Source organism: Hypericibacter sp. (assembly GCF_050729195.1).
In the GTDB taxonomy this organism is placed as follows: domain Bacteria; phylum Pseudomonadota; class Alphaproteobacteria; order Dongiales; family Dongiaceae; genus Hypericibacter.
Genome location: NZ_JBOHKS010000027.1, coordinates 1 through 14,260 on the forward strand (window position 1 = coordinate 1; position 14,260 = coordinate 14,260).

The 14,260-nt window shown below is 64.8% G+C and carries 17 protein-coding genes; 5 read left to right on the forward strand and 12 right to left on the reverse strand.

Going from position 1 to position 14,260, the window contains the following annotated elements:
- From ACREE8_RS01925 to ACREE8_RS01950, 6 genes are all read right to left on the reverse strand, one after another.
- A partial coding sequence (locus tag ACREE8_RS01925; protein WP_431571301.1) for a DUF6867 family protein occupies nucleotides 1–140 on the reverse strand: 140 nt, incomplete at its 3' end.
- Nucleotides 141–158: 18 nt separating this feature from the next.
- Nucleotides 159–869, reverse strand: a complete 711-nt coding sequence (locus ACREE8_RS01930) for an ABC transporter ATP-binding protein (protein ID WP_431571302.1) — start codon at nucleotides 867–869, stop codon at nucleotides 159–161.
- 64 nt (nucleotides 870–933) lie between these two features.
- The gene (locus ACREE8_RS01935) at nucleotides 934–1,821 is read right to left on the reverse strand and encodes an ABC transporter ATP-binding protein (RefSeq protein WP_431571303.1); all 888 of its coding nucleotides are present in this window, start codon (nucleotides 1,819–1,821) and stop codon (nucleotides 934–936) included.
- A gap of 8 nt (nucleotides 1,822–1,829) precedes the next feature.
- A complete protein-coding gene (livM, locus tag ACREE8_RS01940) occupies nucleotides 1,830–3,359 on the reverse strand; it encodes a high-affinity branched-chain amino acid ABC transporter permease LivM (protein ID WP_431571287.1) in 1,530 nt (509 codons plus the stop codon).
- Nucleotides 3,360–3,363: 4 nt separating this feature from the next.
- Nucleotides 3,364–4,281, reverse strand: coding sequence for an ABC transporter permease subunit (locus ACREE8_RS01945; protein WP_431571288.1), 918 nt, complete (start codon nucleotides 4,279–4,281; stop codon nucleotides 3,364–3,366).
- Between the two features lie 395 nt (nucleotides 4,282–4,676).
- Nucleotides 4,677–6,041, reverse strand: a complete 1,365-nt coding sequence (locus ACREE8_RS01950) for a branched-chain amino acid ABC transporter permease (RefSeq protein WP_431571289.1) — start codon at nucleotides 6,039–6,041, stop codon at nucleotides 4,677–4,679.
- An 89-nt stretch (nucleotides 6,042–6,130) separates the two neighbouring features.
- Here ACREE8_RS01950 and ACREE8_RS01955 point away from each other — a divergent pair, with 89 nt between their 5' ends.
- The 3 genes from ACREE8_RS01955 (at nucleotide 6,131) to ACREE8_RS01965 (ending at nucleotide 8,711) form a co-directional block, all read left to right on the forward strand.
- Complete coding sequence (locus ACREE8_RS01955) at nucleotides 6,131–6,796, forward strand: CGNR zinc finger domain-containing protein (RefSeq protein WP_431571290.1); 666 nt, start codon at nucleotides 6,131–6,133, stop codon at nucleotides 6,794–6,796.
- Between the two features lie 143 nt (nucleotides 6,797–6,939).
- Entirely contained in the window at nucleotides 6,940–8,157 is a 1,218-nt protein-coding gene (locus ACREE8_RS01960; protein ID WP_431571291.1) for an acyl-CoA dehydrogenase, read from the forward strand.
- 32 nt (nucleotides 8,158–8,189) lie between these two features.
- Complete coding sequence (locus ACREE8_RS01965) at nucleotides 8,190–8,711, forward strand: cysteine hydrolase family protein (RefSeq protein ID WP_431571292.1); 522 nt, start codon at nucleotides 8,190–8,192, stop codon at nucleotides 8,709–8,711.
- Nucleotides 8,712–8,732: 21 nt separating this feature from the next.
- Here ACREE8_RS01965 and ACREE8_RS01970 read toward each other — a convergent pair whose 3' ends face one another.
- Together ACREE8_RS01970 and ACREE8_RS01975 are read right to left on the reverse strand one after the other, a co-directional pair.
- A complete protein-coding gene (locus tag ACREE8_RS01970) occupies nucleotides 8,733–9,110 on the reverse strand; it encodes a hypothetical protein (protein ID WP_431571293.1) in 378 nt (125 codons plus the stop codon).
- 26 nt (nucleotides 9,111–9,136) lie between these two features.
- Complete coding sequence (locus ACREE8_RS01975; RefSeq protein ID WP_431571294.1) at nucleotides 9,137–9,760, reverse strand: LysE family translocator; 624 nt, start codon at nucleotides 9,758–9,760, stop codon at nucleotides 9,137–9,139.
- Nucleotides 9,761–9,955: 195 nt separating this feature from the next.
- Here ACREE8_RS01975 and ACREE8_RS01980 point away from each other — a divergent pair, with 195 nt between their 5' ends.
- A complete protein-coding gene (locus tag ACREE8_RS01980) occupies nucleotides 9,956–11,305 on the forward strand; it encodes a glutamine synthetase family protein (RefSeq protein WP_431571295.1) in 1,350 nt (449 codons plus the stop codon).
- A gap of 73 nt (nucleotides 11,306–11,378) precedes the next feature.
- Here ACREE8_RS01980 and ACREE8_RS01985 read toward each other — a convergent pair whose 3' ends face one another.
- From ACREE8_RS01985 to ACREE8_RS02000, 4 genes are all read right to left on the reverse strand, one after another.
- Nucleotides 11,379–11,897, reverse strand: a complete 519-nt coding sequence (locus tag ACREE8_RS01985) for a class I SAM-dependent methyltransferase (protein WP_431571296.1) — start codon at nucleotides 11,895–11,897, stop codon at nucleotides 11,379–11,381.
- A 55-nt stretch (nucleotides 11,898–11,952) separates the two neighbouring features.
- Nucleotides 11,953–12,198 carry a hypothetical protein gene (locus ACREE8_RS01990; RefSeq protein WP_431571297.1) on the reverse strand — a complete coding sequence of 82 codons (246 nt, stop codon included), beginning with the start codon at nucleotides 12,196–12,198 and terminating at the stop codon, nucleotides 11,953–11,955.
- Between the two features lie 28 nt (nucleotides 12,199–12,226).
- Nucleotides 12,227–12,433: a hypothetical protein gene (locus tag ACREE8_RS01995; RefSeq protein ID WP_431571298.1), complete on the reverse strand. Its 207-nt coding sequence runs from the start codon at nucleotides 12,431–12,433 to the stop codon at nucleotides 12,227–12,229.
- Nucleotides 12,434–12,555: 122 nt separating this feature from the next.
- Nucleotides 12,556–12,699: a hypothetical protein gene (locus ACREE8_RS02000; RefSeq protein WP_431571299.1), complete on the reverse strand. Its 144-nt coding sequence runs from the start codon at nucleotides 12,697–12,699 to the stop codon at nucleotides 12,556–12,558.
- Between the two features lie 143 nt (nucleotides 12,700–12,842).
- Between ACREE8_RS02000 and ACREE8_RS02005 the strand changes: the two genes are divergently transcribed.
- Nucleotides 12,843–14,234, forward strand: coding sequence for an aspartate aminotransferase family protein (locus tag ACREE8_RS02005; RefSeq protein WP_431571300.1), 1,392 nt, complete (start codon nucleotides 12,843–12,845; stop codon nucleotides 14,232–14,234).
- The last annotated feature ends 26 nt before the right edge of the window (nucleotides 14,235–14,260 follow it).

A 14,260-nucleotide genomic window follows, 5' to 3' on the forward strand; every position in this document is an offset into this window, starting at 1 on the left:
AGCATGCCATAGACGACATTCTGCCAGGCCGGCCGCCAGGTCTCGCCCAGCGCCTGTCCCATCATGAAGGAGGCGCCGCCGAAGAGGATGATCGTCAGCCCGATGAAGACCGGAATGGATTCGCCGAGGATGAATTCCATCTGCCTGTTCCCTCGCTCTCAGTGTCCGCCTTCGAGATAGGCGGCGCGCACCTCGGTATTGGCCAGCAATTCGCGCCCGCTGCCCGACATGGTGATCTCGCCGTTCACCATCACGTAGCCGCGATGCGCGAGACGCAGCGCATGGTAGGCGTTCTGCTCCACCAGGAACACGGTCATGCCCTGGGTCCGGTTGATGTCGCGAATCACCTCGAAGATCTGGCGCACGATCAGCGGCGCCAAGCCCAGCGAGGGCTCGTCCAACAGCAGCAAACGCGGCCGGCTCATCAAGGCGCGACCGATCGCCAGCATCTGCTGCTCGCCGCCCGACAGCGTGCCGCCGCGCTGCGACTGGCGCTTCTTCAGGATCGGGAACAGCGCGAAGATGCGCTCGAGATCCTCGGCGAACTTGCTCTCGTCGGCGGTGATCGCCCCCATCTGGAGGTTCTCCATCACCGTCATGCGCGCGAAGATCCGCCGGCCTTCGGGCGACTGCGCGATGCCGAGCCGCATGATCTGGAAGGTCGGCAGCTTGGTGATGTCCTGCCCTTCGAAAATGACCTGGCCTTCGCGCGCCGCGGGCGTGCCGCAGATCGTCATCAGCAGGGTCGATTTACCGGCCCCGTTGGCGCCGATCAAGGTCACGATCTCGCCTTGCCGCACGTCCATATCGATGCCCTTCAGGGCTTCGATCTGGCCGTAGAAGGTATGGACGTCGCGGATCTGCAGCATCATGGCGCCGGCGGGCGCCGCAGCGGGCGCGGGCTTCGTCAGAGTGTCGCTCATGGCCGGGCCCTCACTTCTTGAGCCCGAGATCGGCCGCGACTTCGGGCGGCAGTTCGTCGTCTTCGGCTTCGCCGAGATAGGCGCGAATGACGGCCGGGTCCTTACGGATCTGCTCGGGCGTGCCATCGGCGATCTTGCGGCCGTAATCGAGCACGACGATATGGTCTGAAATTCCCATCACCACGCTCATGTCATGCTCGATCAGGAGGACGCCGATCTTGTACTCGGCGCGGATCCAGAGCAGCAGCGCGTTGAGCTCGTGCGATTCATGCGCGTTGAGGCCCGCCGCCGGTTCGTCGAGGCAGAGGATCACCGGCTCCGTACACATGGCACGCGCAATCTCGAGCCGACGCTGGCCGCCATAAGGCAGGCTGCCCGCCGGCTTGTCGGCGTGGTCGATCAACTGCGCTTTCTCGAGCCAATGGCGCGCCAGCTCGACCGCCTTGCGCTCCGCCTGGCGGTAGCCGCCGACGCCGATCAAGGCCGCGACGCTGAAACCCGAGGCGCGCATCAGCTTGTTGTGCTGTGCGACGATCAGGTTCTCCAGCACCGACATGCCGGGAAAGAGCCGGATGTTCTGGAAGGTGCGCGCCACCTTCGCCCGCTGCGCGATGCGGAAGCCGTCGATCTGCTCCAGCAGGAAACGGCCATGGCGCGCGTTCAGCGTGAGCCTGCCGACCGTGGGCTTGTAGAATCCGGTCAGGCAATTGAAGACCGTGGTCTTGCCGGCGCCGTTCGGGCCGATGATCGCCGTGATCTGCTCGGGCTTGGCCTCGAACGAGACATCGTCGATCGCCACCAGGCCGCCGAAGCGCATGGTCAGATGCTCGACCCGGAGCAGCGGCTCGACCGCCGCCAGGGTTGCCGCCCCTTGGGTTGCCCCCGCTTGAGTTACCATGCTGGCACTCATGGCTGCTTCCCTCCCCCGCCCGCATTCTTGGGGTGCAGGCGGATGGTCGGATCGCGATGGGCCAGGAGACCACCTGGCCGCCAGATCATGATCAGCACCATGCCGATGCCGAAGGCCAGCATGCGGTAATCCTTGAGCTCGCGGAACAGCTCGGGCAGGCCGATCAGCACGCCCGCCGCCAGCACGATGCCGACCTGGCTGCCGAGACCGCCGAGCACGACGATCGCGAGGATGACCGCGGATTCGATGAAGACGAAGCTCTCGGGGCTGACGAAGCCCTGGCGCGCGGCGAAGAAGGAGCCGGCGAAACCGGCGAACATGGCGCCGCAGGCGAAGGCCGTGAGCTTGGTGTTGGTCGGGTTGATGCCGAGCGCGCGGCAGGCGGTCTCGTCCTCGCGCAACGCCTCCCAGGCGCGACCCAGCGGCAGCTTGCGGATTCGCAAGGTGAAGAAGTTGGTGACGAGGGCGCAGGCGAGGATGAGGTAATAGAGGAAGACGATGCGCCAATAGGGATTGTAGGAGAACTCGGTGCCGAACAGCTTGCTGAACAGGTCATAGACCGTCATGCCGCCATCGGGTGCGACCCGCTCGAAGCTGAAGCCGAAGAAGGAGGGCCGGGCGACCTTGTTGATGCCGTTCGGGCCGCCGGTCACCCACCACCAGTTGATCAGGATGATGCGGATCATTTCGCCGAAGCCCAGTGTCACGATCGCCAGATAGTCGCCGCGCAGGCGCAAGACCGGGAAGCCCAGCAACAGACCGAAGGAAGCGGAGAGCATGCCGGCGATCGGCAAGCACATCCAGAAGCTCCAGCCGAAATCGACGGCGAACAGCGAGTAGCTGTAGGCGCCGACCGCGTAGAACGCGACATAGCCCAGATCGAGCAGGCCGGCGAGGCCGACCACGATGTTGAGGCCCCAGCCCAGCATGATGTAGGTCAGGACCAGCGTGCAGATGTCGATCACCTTGCGCTTCGAGGCGCCCATCGGCAGCCAGGGCAGCATGATCGCGAGGGCAATCAGGATGATGGCGAGGATCGGCAGGAAGCGGCGCACCGCGGCGCCGAACTGCGCGCCGATCGAGGGTTTCTCCTCCACCGCGCGGCCGCGGTTGCGGGCTTTCAACACCAGCTGCGCGGCGCGGATGCAGATCACCGCCGGCACGATCGCCGCACCCCAATCGACGGTGACCGATTGGAACGGCAGCAGCATATGCGCGACGCCGCTGCTCTCCTCGAGCAGAAGGGCCACGACCAGAACTGCCGTGACGACGCCCGATCCGATCAGGGCCGGGATCGGATGGCCGGCGCGCATCAGGCTGATCGCCATCGAACCGAAGAAGACGCCGAGGACCGCGATGAAGACCTCGGAATAGCGTGTGACGAAGACGAGCTGGCCGGTCGAGCTCACCGTCTCGATGCCGACGATGGAGCAGGCCAGGAGGAAGGTGACGACGGCCGCGAGGACCGCCTTCTTCAATATCCCCTGCATATCGGGACCAGCGGGAGTGGTGGTCGTTACCGCCATGATCTCAGACCTTCTCGATTTCCGGGCGGCCCAGCAGGCCCGTCGGGCGGAAGATCAGCACCATGACCAGCACGGTGAAGGCCGCGACGTCCTTGTATTCGACCGTGAAGTAGGCGGACCAGAACACCTCGATCAGGCCGATCAGGAGGCCGCCGAGCATGGCGCCCGGCATCGAGCCGATGCCGCCGAGCACCGCCGCGGTGAAGGCTTTGATGCCCGCGACGAAGCCGATATAGAAATCGATGACGCCGTAATAGAGCGTCACCATCAGGCCGGCGACGGCCGCGAGCGCCGCGCCGATGATGAAGGTCGTCGCGATGGTGCGGTTGATGTTCACGCCCAGGAGCGAGGCCATCTTCATGTCCTGCTCGCAGGCGCGCTGCTGGCGCCCGAGCGAGGTCTTGGTGATGAGCATGGTGAAGCCGAACATCAGGGCCACCGTGATCAGCATGATGGTGATCTGCAGATAGCTGAGCTCGACCGTGAAGCCATCGGCTTCCATGAGCGTGAACCCACCGGAGATCGGCGGCGGCGTCAGCGGTTTGCCGCGCGCGCCCTGGAGCAGCAGCACGAAATTCTGCAGGAAGATCGACATGCCGATCGCCGAGATCAACGGCGCAAGCCTTGTCGAGCCGCGCAAGGGCCGGTAGGCGATGCGCTCGACGGTCCAGCCATAGACCGCCGTCAAGGCGACCGCGACGATCAATACGATCAGGATCGCCAGCGGCACCCAGGTGATGCCGAGATAACCCAAGACCAGGAAACAGATCAGCGCGTTGAAGGCGCCGATCATGTAGATGTCGCCATGGGCGAAATTGATCATGCCGATGATGCCGTACACCATCGTGTAGCCGATCGCGATCAGTCCGTAGACCCCGCCCAGCGTAAGTCCATTGATCAGCTGCTGTAGGAAATATTCCATTCTGCTTCCCCGCAGACGGCCCGCGAGGGAGACACCGGCAACAGCCGGTGGCAGTCGAACAGGCCACGCGCCATACGCGCGCGGCTGGCGCCGCCGCCGATATAAGTGCTGGAGGACGCAGAATCCCGCGTCCTGGCCGGAAAGCCTCCCCTCACGCTCGTGACCGAGCCAGTCCCTGTTTTGATCATTATGCCAGCGGTTGGATCCGCGATTGGCCTTTCGACCCCTATAGCCCAGCGCCGGGAAGGCCAGCAAGCGGGTTTTTGAAGATTGGCGGCTCAGCCAGGAACCATCGCCAGCGGGACGTCCGAACGCCGGCAACAACAGTGCCATGGCGCCCGGATCGTTAACAGACCGCAGTTCGCCGGCGGCCGCGAGATCACATGACATCATGTTCAGACCCGTTCGTCGGCCGTCCTGGACCTTAGGGTCGCCATCAGCCCGCCAGGGCGCAGCAGGAGCACCAGGACCAGGACGATGAAGACGGCAATATCCTTCCAGGCCGCGCCGACCAGGGCGGAGGTGAGTGTCTCGGTGAGCGCGATCAGCAGCCCGCCGATCACCGCGCCGGTCAGCGAGCCGATCCCGCCCAGCAGGGCGGCCGTCAGCGCCTTGAAGCCCATCAAGGTGCCCATGTGGAAGTTGATGACGCCGTATTGGGCGCCGGCGAAGATTCCGGCCGCCCCGGCCAGGGTGCCGCCGATCATGAAGGTGATGGCGATGGTGCGGTCGACATCGACGCCGAGGAGCTTCGCCATGCGCGGGTCTTGCGCACAGGCGCGCTGGTGACGGCCGAACCGGGTGCGCATGCTGACCCACCAAAGCAAGGCCAGGATGACGATCGTGGCGCCGCCGACCATGGCGTGGCCCTGGTTGAGATAGAGGTCGAAGCCGTGGCCGGTGACGAGCGGCCAGCTCTGCAACTGGTCGACCAGCAGATAGCGGGTCTTGGCTCCCTGCAGCAGCCGCACCGATTCCTTGAGGATGATGGAGAGACCGATGGCCGCGATGAGCGGCACGGTCGAGGGGGCATTGCGCAAGGGCCGGAACACGGTGCGTTCCATGGCCCAGCCATAAGCCGCGGAGACGACAAGACCGAAGCAGAACACCAATAGCAGCACGCCGGTGCCGGTCTGGCCCAGCACATAGAGCATGGCGGCGTTGGTCAGGAGAATGAAATAGGCGCCCATCATATAGACCTCGCCGAAGGCGAAGTTGATGGCGCGGGTGATGCCGTAGACCAGCGTGAAGCCCAGCGCGATCAGCGCATAGACGCAGCCGAGCGAGATCGCATTGATGCCCTGCTGCAGGAAATAGAGCGCCTTGGCCTCCGGCGTCGGCGGTGCCTTCGGCGCGGTGTCCTCCGGGATCAGGTCTTCGAGATGCTCCAGCTTGTAGAGCTGCTGCATGTCGTAGCGGCTCATCGTGCCGTAGCGGCTGGTATCGAGCTGCTGGATCTGCCAGGCGTCGGCCTCGCTGTGGCGCGGCAGGAAATAGCAAATGATCCAGCCGTCCTTGTCCGCGCCCTTCTCGGACTTCCAATCGATGCGCACGGCGGTGCTCTCGCCCAGGCCATGGTCTTCGGTTTCGATCGTGACCGAGAGCGGCGACCGGTCGAAGGCGCGCAACATCTCCTGGCAATGCGTCGCGGCCGTGCCCTCGGCTTGCGCCCGGGCGTTATCGGGGAACGAGATGGTCAACAGCGGCCACAGGATCAGAGCCGCCCAGACCGAGTTGCGCCTGATGCTTCTCAGCTCCATTGCCAGCGCCCGCCCTTTGCGCCCCGGGGCTCGCTTTTCGGCCCCTGTTATGTTACCAGTGAAGTTAGTTTAGATGGTATCAGAGAGCGATGCAACGCAACCCGATCCCTCTTTTGGAATCCGCCGAGGAACCGCCGAGCCGCGCGGGCGGTCTGGCGCTGATCGGCGGCATCGCCTGTCTCAACTTCGCCAATACCAGCAGCGGGCGGGGCACGCCGCGCCATCAGGAGCATCTGCGCAGCTACGACCTTCTGCTGGTTTGGGCGGAACATGCGGGGCTCCTCGCACCGGCGCAGCGCCAGAGCCTGTCGGAGCTTGCCGCCCTGCAAGGTGCGGCCGCCGCCCGCGTGTTGCGCCGGGCGTTGGACTTGCGCGAGGCCATCTATGCGACTGCGGAAGCCCTCGGCCACCGCACGACCCCGCCGGCTGATGCTCTCCTGATTTTGAATCAAGAGCTCTCCCGGGCCATGAGCCAGGCCACGATCCGCCCCGAGGCCTCGGGCTTCGCCTGGGATTGGAGCGAGGCCGAACCGGCGCTCGACCGGCCGCTCTGGCCGATCGCCCGCTCCGCCGCCGAGCTGCTCACCGGGCCGGCGCACGAGCAGGTGAAGCAATGCCCGGGCGCCCATTGCGGCTGGGTCTTTCTCGACCTGACCAAGAACCATCGCCGGCGCTGGTGCGAGATGGAGGTCTGCGGCTCGCGCGCCAAGGTCCGCCGCTATCGCGAGCGACGCCGCCAGGCCGACGCCGCCTGACGGCGGTTATGGCTTCATAACCAAGGGTTTCGGCAGCCCCGGACAGTCCCGCCCCTTTCCGCTTGCAGGCGCATGGGCAGGGGCGCCAACTCATGGTAAGAGACCGGCTCAAATCCGATCCGAACCGTCGCAGGAGACCCGCGATGACCGCCGCTGGCGCCACGCATAAATCCGCTTCCGCCAAGTCCCACCGCCCCGAATTCCAGTGGGAGGATCCGCTGTTCTTCGACGAGCAGCTGACCGAGGAGGAGCGGCTGATCCGCGACACGGCCCGCACCTACTGCCAGGAAAAACTCATGCCGCGGGTGCTCCAGGCGAACCGCCATGAGCGCTTCGATCGCGAGATCATGAACGAGCTGGGTGCGCTCGGGCTGCTGGGCTCGACCATCGAGGGCTATGGCTGTGCCGGGGTGAATTATGTGAGCTATGGGCTGGTGGCGCGCGAAGTGGAGCGGGTCGATTCCGGCTATCGCTCGGCGATGAGCGTGCAGTCGAGCCTGGTGATGCATCCGATCCACGCCTATGGCACCGAAGCGCAGCGCCAGAAATATCTGCCGCGCCTGGCCACGGGCGAGATCGTCGGCTGCTTCGGCCTGACCGAGCCCGACGCCGGCTCCGATCCCGGCAGCATGCGCACCCGCGCCAAGAAGGTCGATGGCGGCTTTGTGCTCAAGGGCGCCAAGATGTGGATCACCAATTCGCCGATCGCCGATGTGATGGTGGTCTGGGCCAAGGACGACAGCGGCCAGATCCGCGGCTATGTCCTCGAGCGCGGCATGAAGGGGCTGACGACGCCCAAGATCGAGGGCAAGTTCTCGCTGCGCGCCTCGGTCACCGGCGAGATCGTCATGGCGGACGTGTTCGTGCCGGAAGAAAACCTGCTGCCCAATGTCAGCGGCCTCAAGGGCCCCTTCGGCTGCCTCAACAATGCGCGCTACGGCATCGGCTGGGGCGCGCTCGGCGCCGCCGAGTTCTGCTGGCATGCGGCGCGCAACTACACGCTCAACCGCCAGCAGTTCGGGCGTCCCCTCGCCGCCAACCAGCTCATCCAGAAGAAGCTCGCCGACATGCAGACCGAGATCACTTTGGGATTGCAGGCCTGCCTGCGCGTGGGCCGGCTCAAGGACGAGGGCAAGGCGGCACCGGAGATGATCTCGCTCATCAAGCGCAATTCCTGCGGCAAGGCCCTCGACATCGCCCGCACCGCGCGCGACATGCATGGCGGCAACGGCATCTCGGACGAGTTCCATGTCATCCGCCATGTCATGAACCTCGAGGCGGTCAACACCTATGAGGGAACGCATGACGTGCATGCCCTCATCCTCGGCCGCGCCCAGACCGGCATCCAGGCCTTCAGCTAAGAGCCAGGGGCTCGCGCACGACGGAGATTGGCATGACGACGGCGCTGGTGGTCATCGACATGCAGACGGGCATGCTGGCGGACACGCCGCCGCCCTATCGCAGCGACGCGATCCTGCGGCGCATTGCCGGCCTGCTCGAGCGCGCCCGGGCCTCTGGAACGCCGGTGTTCCATGTCCAGCATGACGGCGGCCCAGGCGACAGCCTCGCCAAGGGGACGCCCGGCTTCGCGCACCACCCGATGGTCGCGCCGCGAGCCGGCGAGCCGGTCATCGAGAAGCGCCATGTCGGCGCCTTCCACGACACCGACTTCCACGCCCAGCTTATGCGCGCCGGCATCGACCGGCTGGTGATCGCCGGATTGCAGACGGAATATTGCGTCGATACCGCCTGCCGCGCCGCGGTCGCGCTGGGCTACAAGGTGGCCCTGGTCTCCGACGCGCATTCGACTTTCGACACGCCGGTCCTTCCGGCGGCCCAGATCATCGCGCACCACAACAAGACCCTCGGCGGCCCCTTCGTCGAGCTCGTGACCAGCGACGCGGTCACGTTCTGACGACGTCAAAGATCCTCAAAGTCAAATCGGAAGAATCTCAAACTTCAGCGCGCCTAAGTCGACATCGACGGTGCTGTCGCGTACTGCAGCTCCCTCGAGACAGCAGGCGTAACCATCTTCAATAAAGATCAAGAATGTCATAGGGTCCATGAAGCCTTTAATCTCGGCCCAGACTTCGCCGATCATTTTCTCTGACGTGGTTATAGGGGCGACCGCCCTGGACACCGAAAAATCGGTGTAGAACCCTGCTCCCGTGTTCTTTCGACTTACAACAGTTGCGCCAACCAGCTGCGCTTCGAGAACGGCACCATGGGCCAAGTCTCGCACGCAGATTTCTTTCATCACGGCTCGCTCCAATGCCGTGAACTTCTCCTGTGCGCCTGCTGGCGATGTAATCACGTCCTCTCCGCCAATGAATCTGCCGTCTAACGCGTTACAGCTACCCTAAATCCCACAGCTATCAAAATACAGCCCGCAATCCGGTCGAGCCAATGCCGCGCACGGCCATAGGCCGCTCTCACAATCGGATGCGAGAAGGCGCAGGCGAGGACGAAGTCGCAGAGCAGCGACAGGATCCCGATCATGGCGACGGCGGCGATCTGCAGGAACAGCGACGGATGGACCGGCATCAGCGACAGGAACAGTCCGCTGAAGAAGACGACGGCGTTCGGATTGGCGGCGGCGGTGGCGAAGCCCCAGCGGCAGGCATTGCGGTCGGCTCCCATCCCGGCATCGGGCAACGAGAGCGCCCCGCCCTGCCAGAAGCTCGCGACGATCATGCGGATGCCAATGACGATGAGAAGCGCCGCGCCGACGAGGCGCAGCCCGTCATAGACCCAGGCCATCGCGGCAAGCATCGCCTGCAACCCCATCAGCGCGCCGGTCGCCCAGATCACCTCCGCCAGGGCCGAGCCCAGCGCCATCTGGAAAGCCGCCATGCGCCGGCCCGCGACTGCATAGCGCACCGTCATCAGCAGGATCGGCCCCGGCGTCAGCAAGATGACGGTCCAGATGCCGGCAAGCGCCAGGAGAATCGTGAGGGTCGCCATGCAGAGGGTCTCGCTGCTCGATGAATGAACGATGAGGATCGCGTTGTCGCCGATGAGACATAGGCAAAGGGCAGAAAGCCACGGCGTCAAGCCTCCTCGGGGCGGTATATTTTCCTATTCATTCCGCGCCTTGCCAGTGCGTGAGGGCCCGTGCCATCCTGGCGGCCGCCGAGTTCCGGCCAATCCGGTAGTATCATGAAACAATTGGAAGAGTTTCTCGCCGAGCGCAAGATCGACGAGGTCGAATGCCTCGTTGCCGACATGTCGGGCATTGCCCGCGGCAAGATCCTGCCCGCGAAAAAGTTCATCAAAAGCACGCGCGACAGCAATCTGCGCCTGCCCGAGAGCGTCTATCTCCAGACCGTCACCGGCGAATATCCCGACGATGACGAGAGCTCGATGGCGACGGATCAGGATCCCGACGTCTATCTGCGTCCCGATCCGGACACGATCTCGCTGGTCCCCTGGTACAAGGAGCCGACGGCACAGGTCATCAACGACGCCTATTACGCCGAGGACAAGCCAGTCGATATCGCCGCGCGCTATGTGCTGAAGCGCGTGCTCGAGCTCTATAGCGAGCGCAACTGGCGGCCGGTGGTGGCGCCCGAGCTCGAATTCTTCCTGGTCCAGGTCAACACCGATCCCGATCTGCCGCTGCAGCCGCCGGTCGGTGCCTCCGGCCGCCCCGAGACGGGCCGGCAATCCTACGGCATCGATGCGACCAACGAGTTCGATCCGATCTTCGAGGATGTCTACGATTTCTGCGAGACCATGGGCCTCGACATCGACACGCTGACGCATGAGGCCGGCGCGGCGCAGATGGAGATCAACTTCAATCATGGCGACCCGCTCTGGCTCGCCGACCAGGCGTTCCTGTTCAAGCGCACGGTCCGCCACGCCGCCATGCGCCACAATGTCTATGCCACCTTCATGGCGAAGCCGCTCGCCAACGAACCGGGCAGCTCGATGCATATCCACCAGTCGGTGGTGGACAAGCGCACCGGCCGCAATCTCTTCGCCCATCGCGACGGCAGCGATTCCGCCCTGTTCCGCTCCCATGTCGCGGGCCTCCAGCGCTATCTGCCGCTGGTGATGCCGTTGCTGGCGCCCAATGTGAACTCCTATCGCCGCCTGCAACCCTATCTCGACGCGCCCATCAATGTTCATTGGGGCGTGGATAATCGCTCGGTGGGCTTGCGTGTGCCGATCTCGAACGCCAGCGGACGGCGCATCGAGAACCGGCTCGCCGGCGCCGACGCCAATCCCTATATCGCGATCGCGGCCTCGCTCGCCTGCGGCTATCTCGGCATGATCGAGCGGCTCAAGCCCAGCAAGCAGGTCGAGGGCAGCGCCTATCGCCTCGCCCACACCCTGCCGCGCACGCTCTACGACGCGCTCAGCCGGTTCAATGCCTGCCGCCAGGTCAAGCCGATCCTGGGCGAGCGCTTCTGCCAGGCGGTCGATTTCGTGAAGCGGTCGGAGCTCGAGGCCTATTCGCGGGTCATCAGCTCCTGGGAACGCGAGCATCTGCTGCTCAACGTCTGATCGGCGTCCTCACTTCCGCAAGCAGAAAGGGCCGCATCGTCAACCGATGCGGCCCTTTCGCATTCACGGACTCTCAAGCGGGACGGACCTTGCCGGCATACCAGAAGGCGTTGTCGCCCACGCGCTCGGAAAAATGCTCCCAGTGCGCCGCGAACTTCGGCAGCCACCATGCATAAGGCTGCTGGATCAGATGCGCATTGCGTCCATCCGGCAGTGTCTTGACCGCAGGGCCGGTGTGAACCACCAGGAAGACCGTCTTGGCGGCGCAGCGCGCGATCTCCGCGATCACGGACTCGAGAAATTCGGGCTCGATATGCTCGAGGACATCGGTGCAGGCGACCAGGTCCGCCTTCTCCGGCGGTGCATCAAGGCCGGGAATGGCCGGATCGAATCCCCGAACCTCGAAGTCCCGGCCCTTGAGCGCGTCGCGAAGCGTCTGCCGGCCGCAGCCATAGTCGAGGATCGTATGGCAATGGAACATCTCCGCCAGCGACGCGATCCTGGCCGCCCAGTGATGGCCGCTGATGCCGAAGGATCCCTGTTCATGCAGCTTTCGATTCTGCTCGAGATAGGCGTCGGAGATGAGCTTCATATCCGTCCCGGCCACTCGCGAAAAAGGAGTGCACCGGATCAGGCTATCACAACTTTCAGGGGTTGGATCGCGATTCGGCGGCTGCCGAACGGCGCATGGACCGACCGCCAAACCACAGCAACAGGGCTGCCGTCGCAAATCCGGCGATGATCGCCACCGCATCGCTGGTGGCCCCGCCGCTGCCGCCCGCGCCCAAGGTTCGCATGTCGGAGAAGACGGCGACGATGGCAATGCAGACCAGGGCCGCACCGCCCGACAGGATGCCGAGGATCATCATCAGAAGACCGAACGCCGATTTCATCGCTTCGCCGCGCTTGTGATGGCGGCGCTCACAGCGAGCGTCCCGCCCAGAATAGAAGGATCCCGACCCCCGCGAGGCCGCCGATCACGACGACCGCCGCCGGCCGCAGACCCCGGCTCGCGCCGGAGCCGAGACTGCGCAGGCCGGAAAAGACGAAGGTCGGGCCGGCGCAGGCCAGGGCCGCGACGATGGACAAAATACCCAGCCCCTCGAGGAAGATCCTCAGGGTTTCCATGATGCTGACGACCTTTGCGAACTCGTCCGATCTCCAAACGCTGCGCTTATAGCATGGCGAGCCCCGCAAGGCGCGCATGGCCCGGCGCATCGGGCCTGCTTCCCGCCGCACCCGGCCTCGTGCTAGGTTTCGCGTCCGATGATGCAGGAAACGATCCGCCCCTCGGTGGGGCCGATCGGCCCCGAGGGCCGATCGGGCGCCCGCTCCGTCAGGCCGAGCCGCACCGGTGAAGACACCGTGCGCTCGCGGCAGACGGAGCTGCTCATCCTCTGCGCCCGCATCGGCTTCAATCCATAAAGCATTAGACCGGTCTTCCGGCTTCCGGCCGCGCCCTGCCCTTGCTTCACTCGCAGGCGGCGGCCCTCTCCCCTATGCCAGCAAAAAGATTTTACTCGGAAGGAATCGCTCCATGTCGCAGACCGCACGCCGCAACTCCACCGCCGAATGGCAGGCGCAGGATCTGGCCCATCATCTTCATCCTTTCACCGACCAGCATGCGCTGCCCGGCCAGGGCGTGCGCGTCATCGCGCGCGCGGAAGGCACGCATCTTTATGATTCGGACGGCCGCCGCCTGCTCGACGCCTTCGCCGGCCTCTGGTGCGTCAATCTCGGTTATGGGCGCAAGGAGCTCGCCAAGGTCGCCTATGACCAGATGATCGAGCTGCCCTACTACAACACCTTCTTCAAGACCACGACCCCGCCCGCGGCCGAGCTCTCCAAGATCCTGGCGGACATGACGCCGAAGGGCCTCGATCGCGTGTTCTATGGCCTGTCGGGCTCGGACGCGAACGACACCATCGCCCGCATGGCGCGCCATTACTGGAACCTGATGGGCAAGAAGACCAAGAAGACCATCATCGGCCGGCATAACGGCTATCACGGCTCGACCATGGTGGCGGCCTCGATGGGCGGCATGAGCTATATGCACGCCATCGCCGACCTGCCGCTGCCGGGCTTCGTGCATATCCAGCAGCCCTACTGGTACGGCGAGGGCGGCGACCTGACGCCGGCCGAGTTCGGCCGCAAGGCGGCCAAGGCGCTCGAGGACAAGATCCTGGAGCTCGGGCCGGAGAATTGCGCGGCCTTCGTCGGCGAGCCGATCCAGGGTGCCGGCGGCGTCATCATTCCGCCCGACACCTACTGGCCGGAGATCCAGCGCATCTGCAAGCAGTATGACCTGCTGGTGATCGCGGACGAGGTGATCTGCGGCTTCGGGCGCACCGGCTACTGGTTCGCCTCGGAGCATTTCAAGATCGAGCCGGATTTCATGACGCTGGCCAAGGGCCTGACCTCGGGCTATCTGCCGCTCTCGGCGGTCATGGTCGGCAAGCGCGTGGCTGATGTCATCGCCGGCGACAAGGGTGGCGAGTTCAATCACGGCTACACCTATTCCGGCCATCCGGTCTCCTGCGCCGTCGCGATGGAGAACATCCGCATCATGCGCGACGAGGGTCTGGTGACCCGCGTCCATAACGAGACCGGGCCTTATCTGGCCAAGCGGCTGAACGAATTGAAGGACCATCCGCTCGTCGGCGAGGTGCGCTCGCTGGGGTTCATCGGCGCGATCGAGCTGGTGAAGGACAAAGCCAAGCGGAAATTCTTCAACCCCATCGGCGAGGTCGGCACCCTCTGCCGCGACCATTGCTTCGCCAATGGCCTGGTGATGCGCGCGACGCGCGACACCATGCTGCTCTCGCCGCCGCTGATCTGGACCACCGCGCATGTGGACGAGTTCATGGAACTCACCCGCAAGTCGCTCGATCAGACGCTCGCCGACGTCAAGAAGAAAGGCTGGCTGTGATCCGAGAAACTCCACCGCCCCTCCCC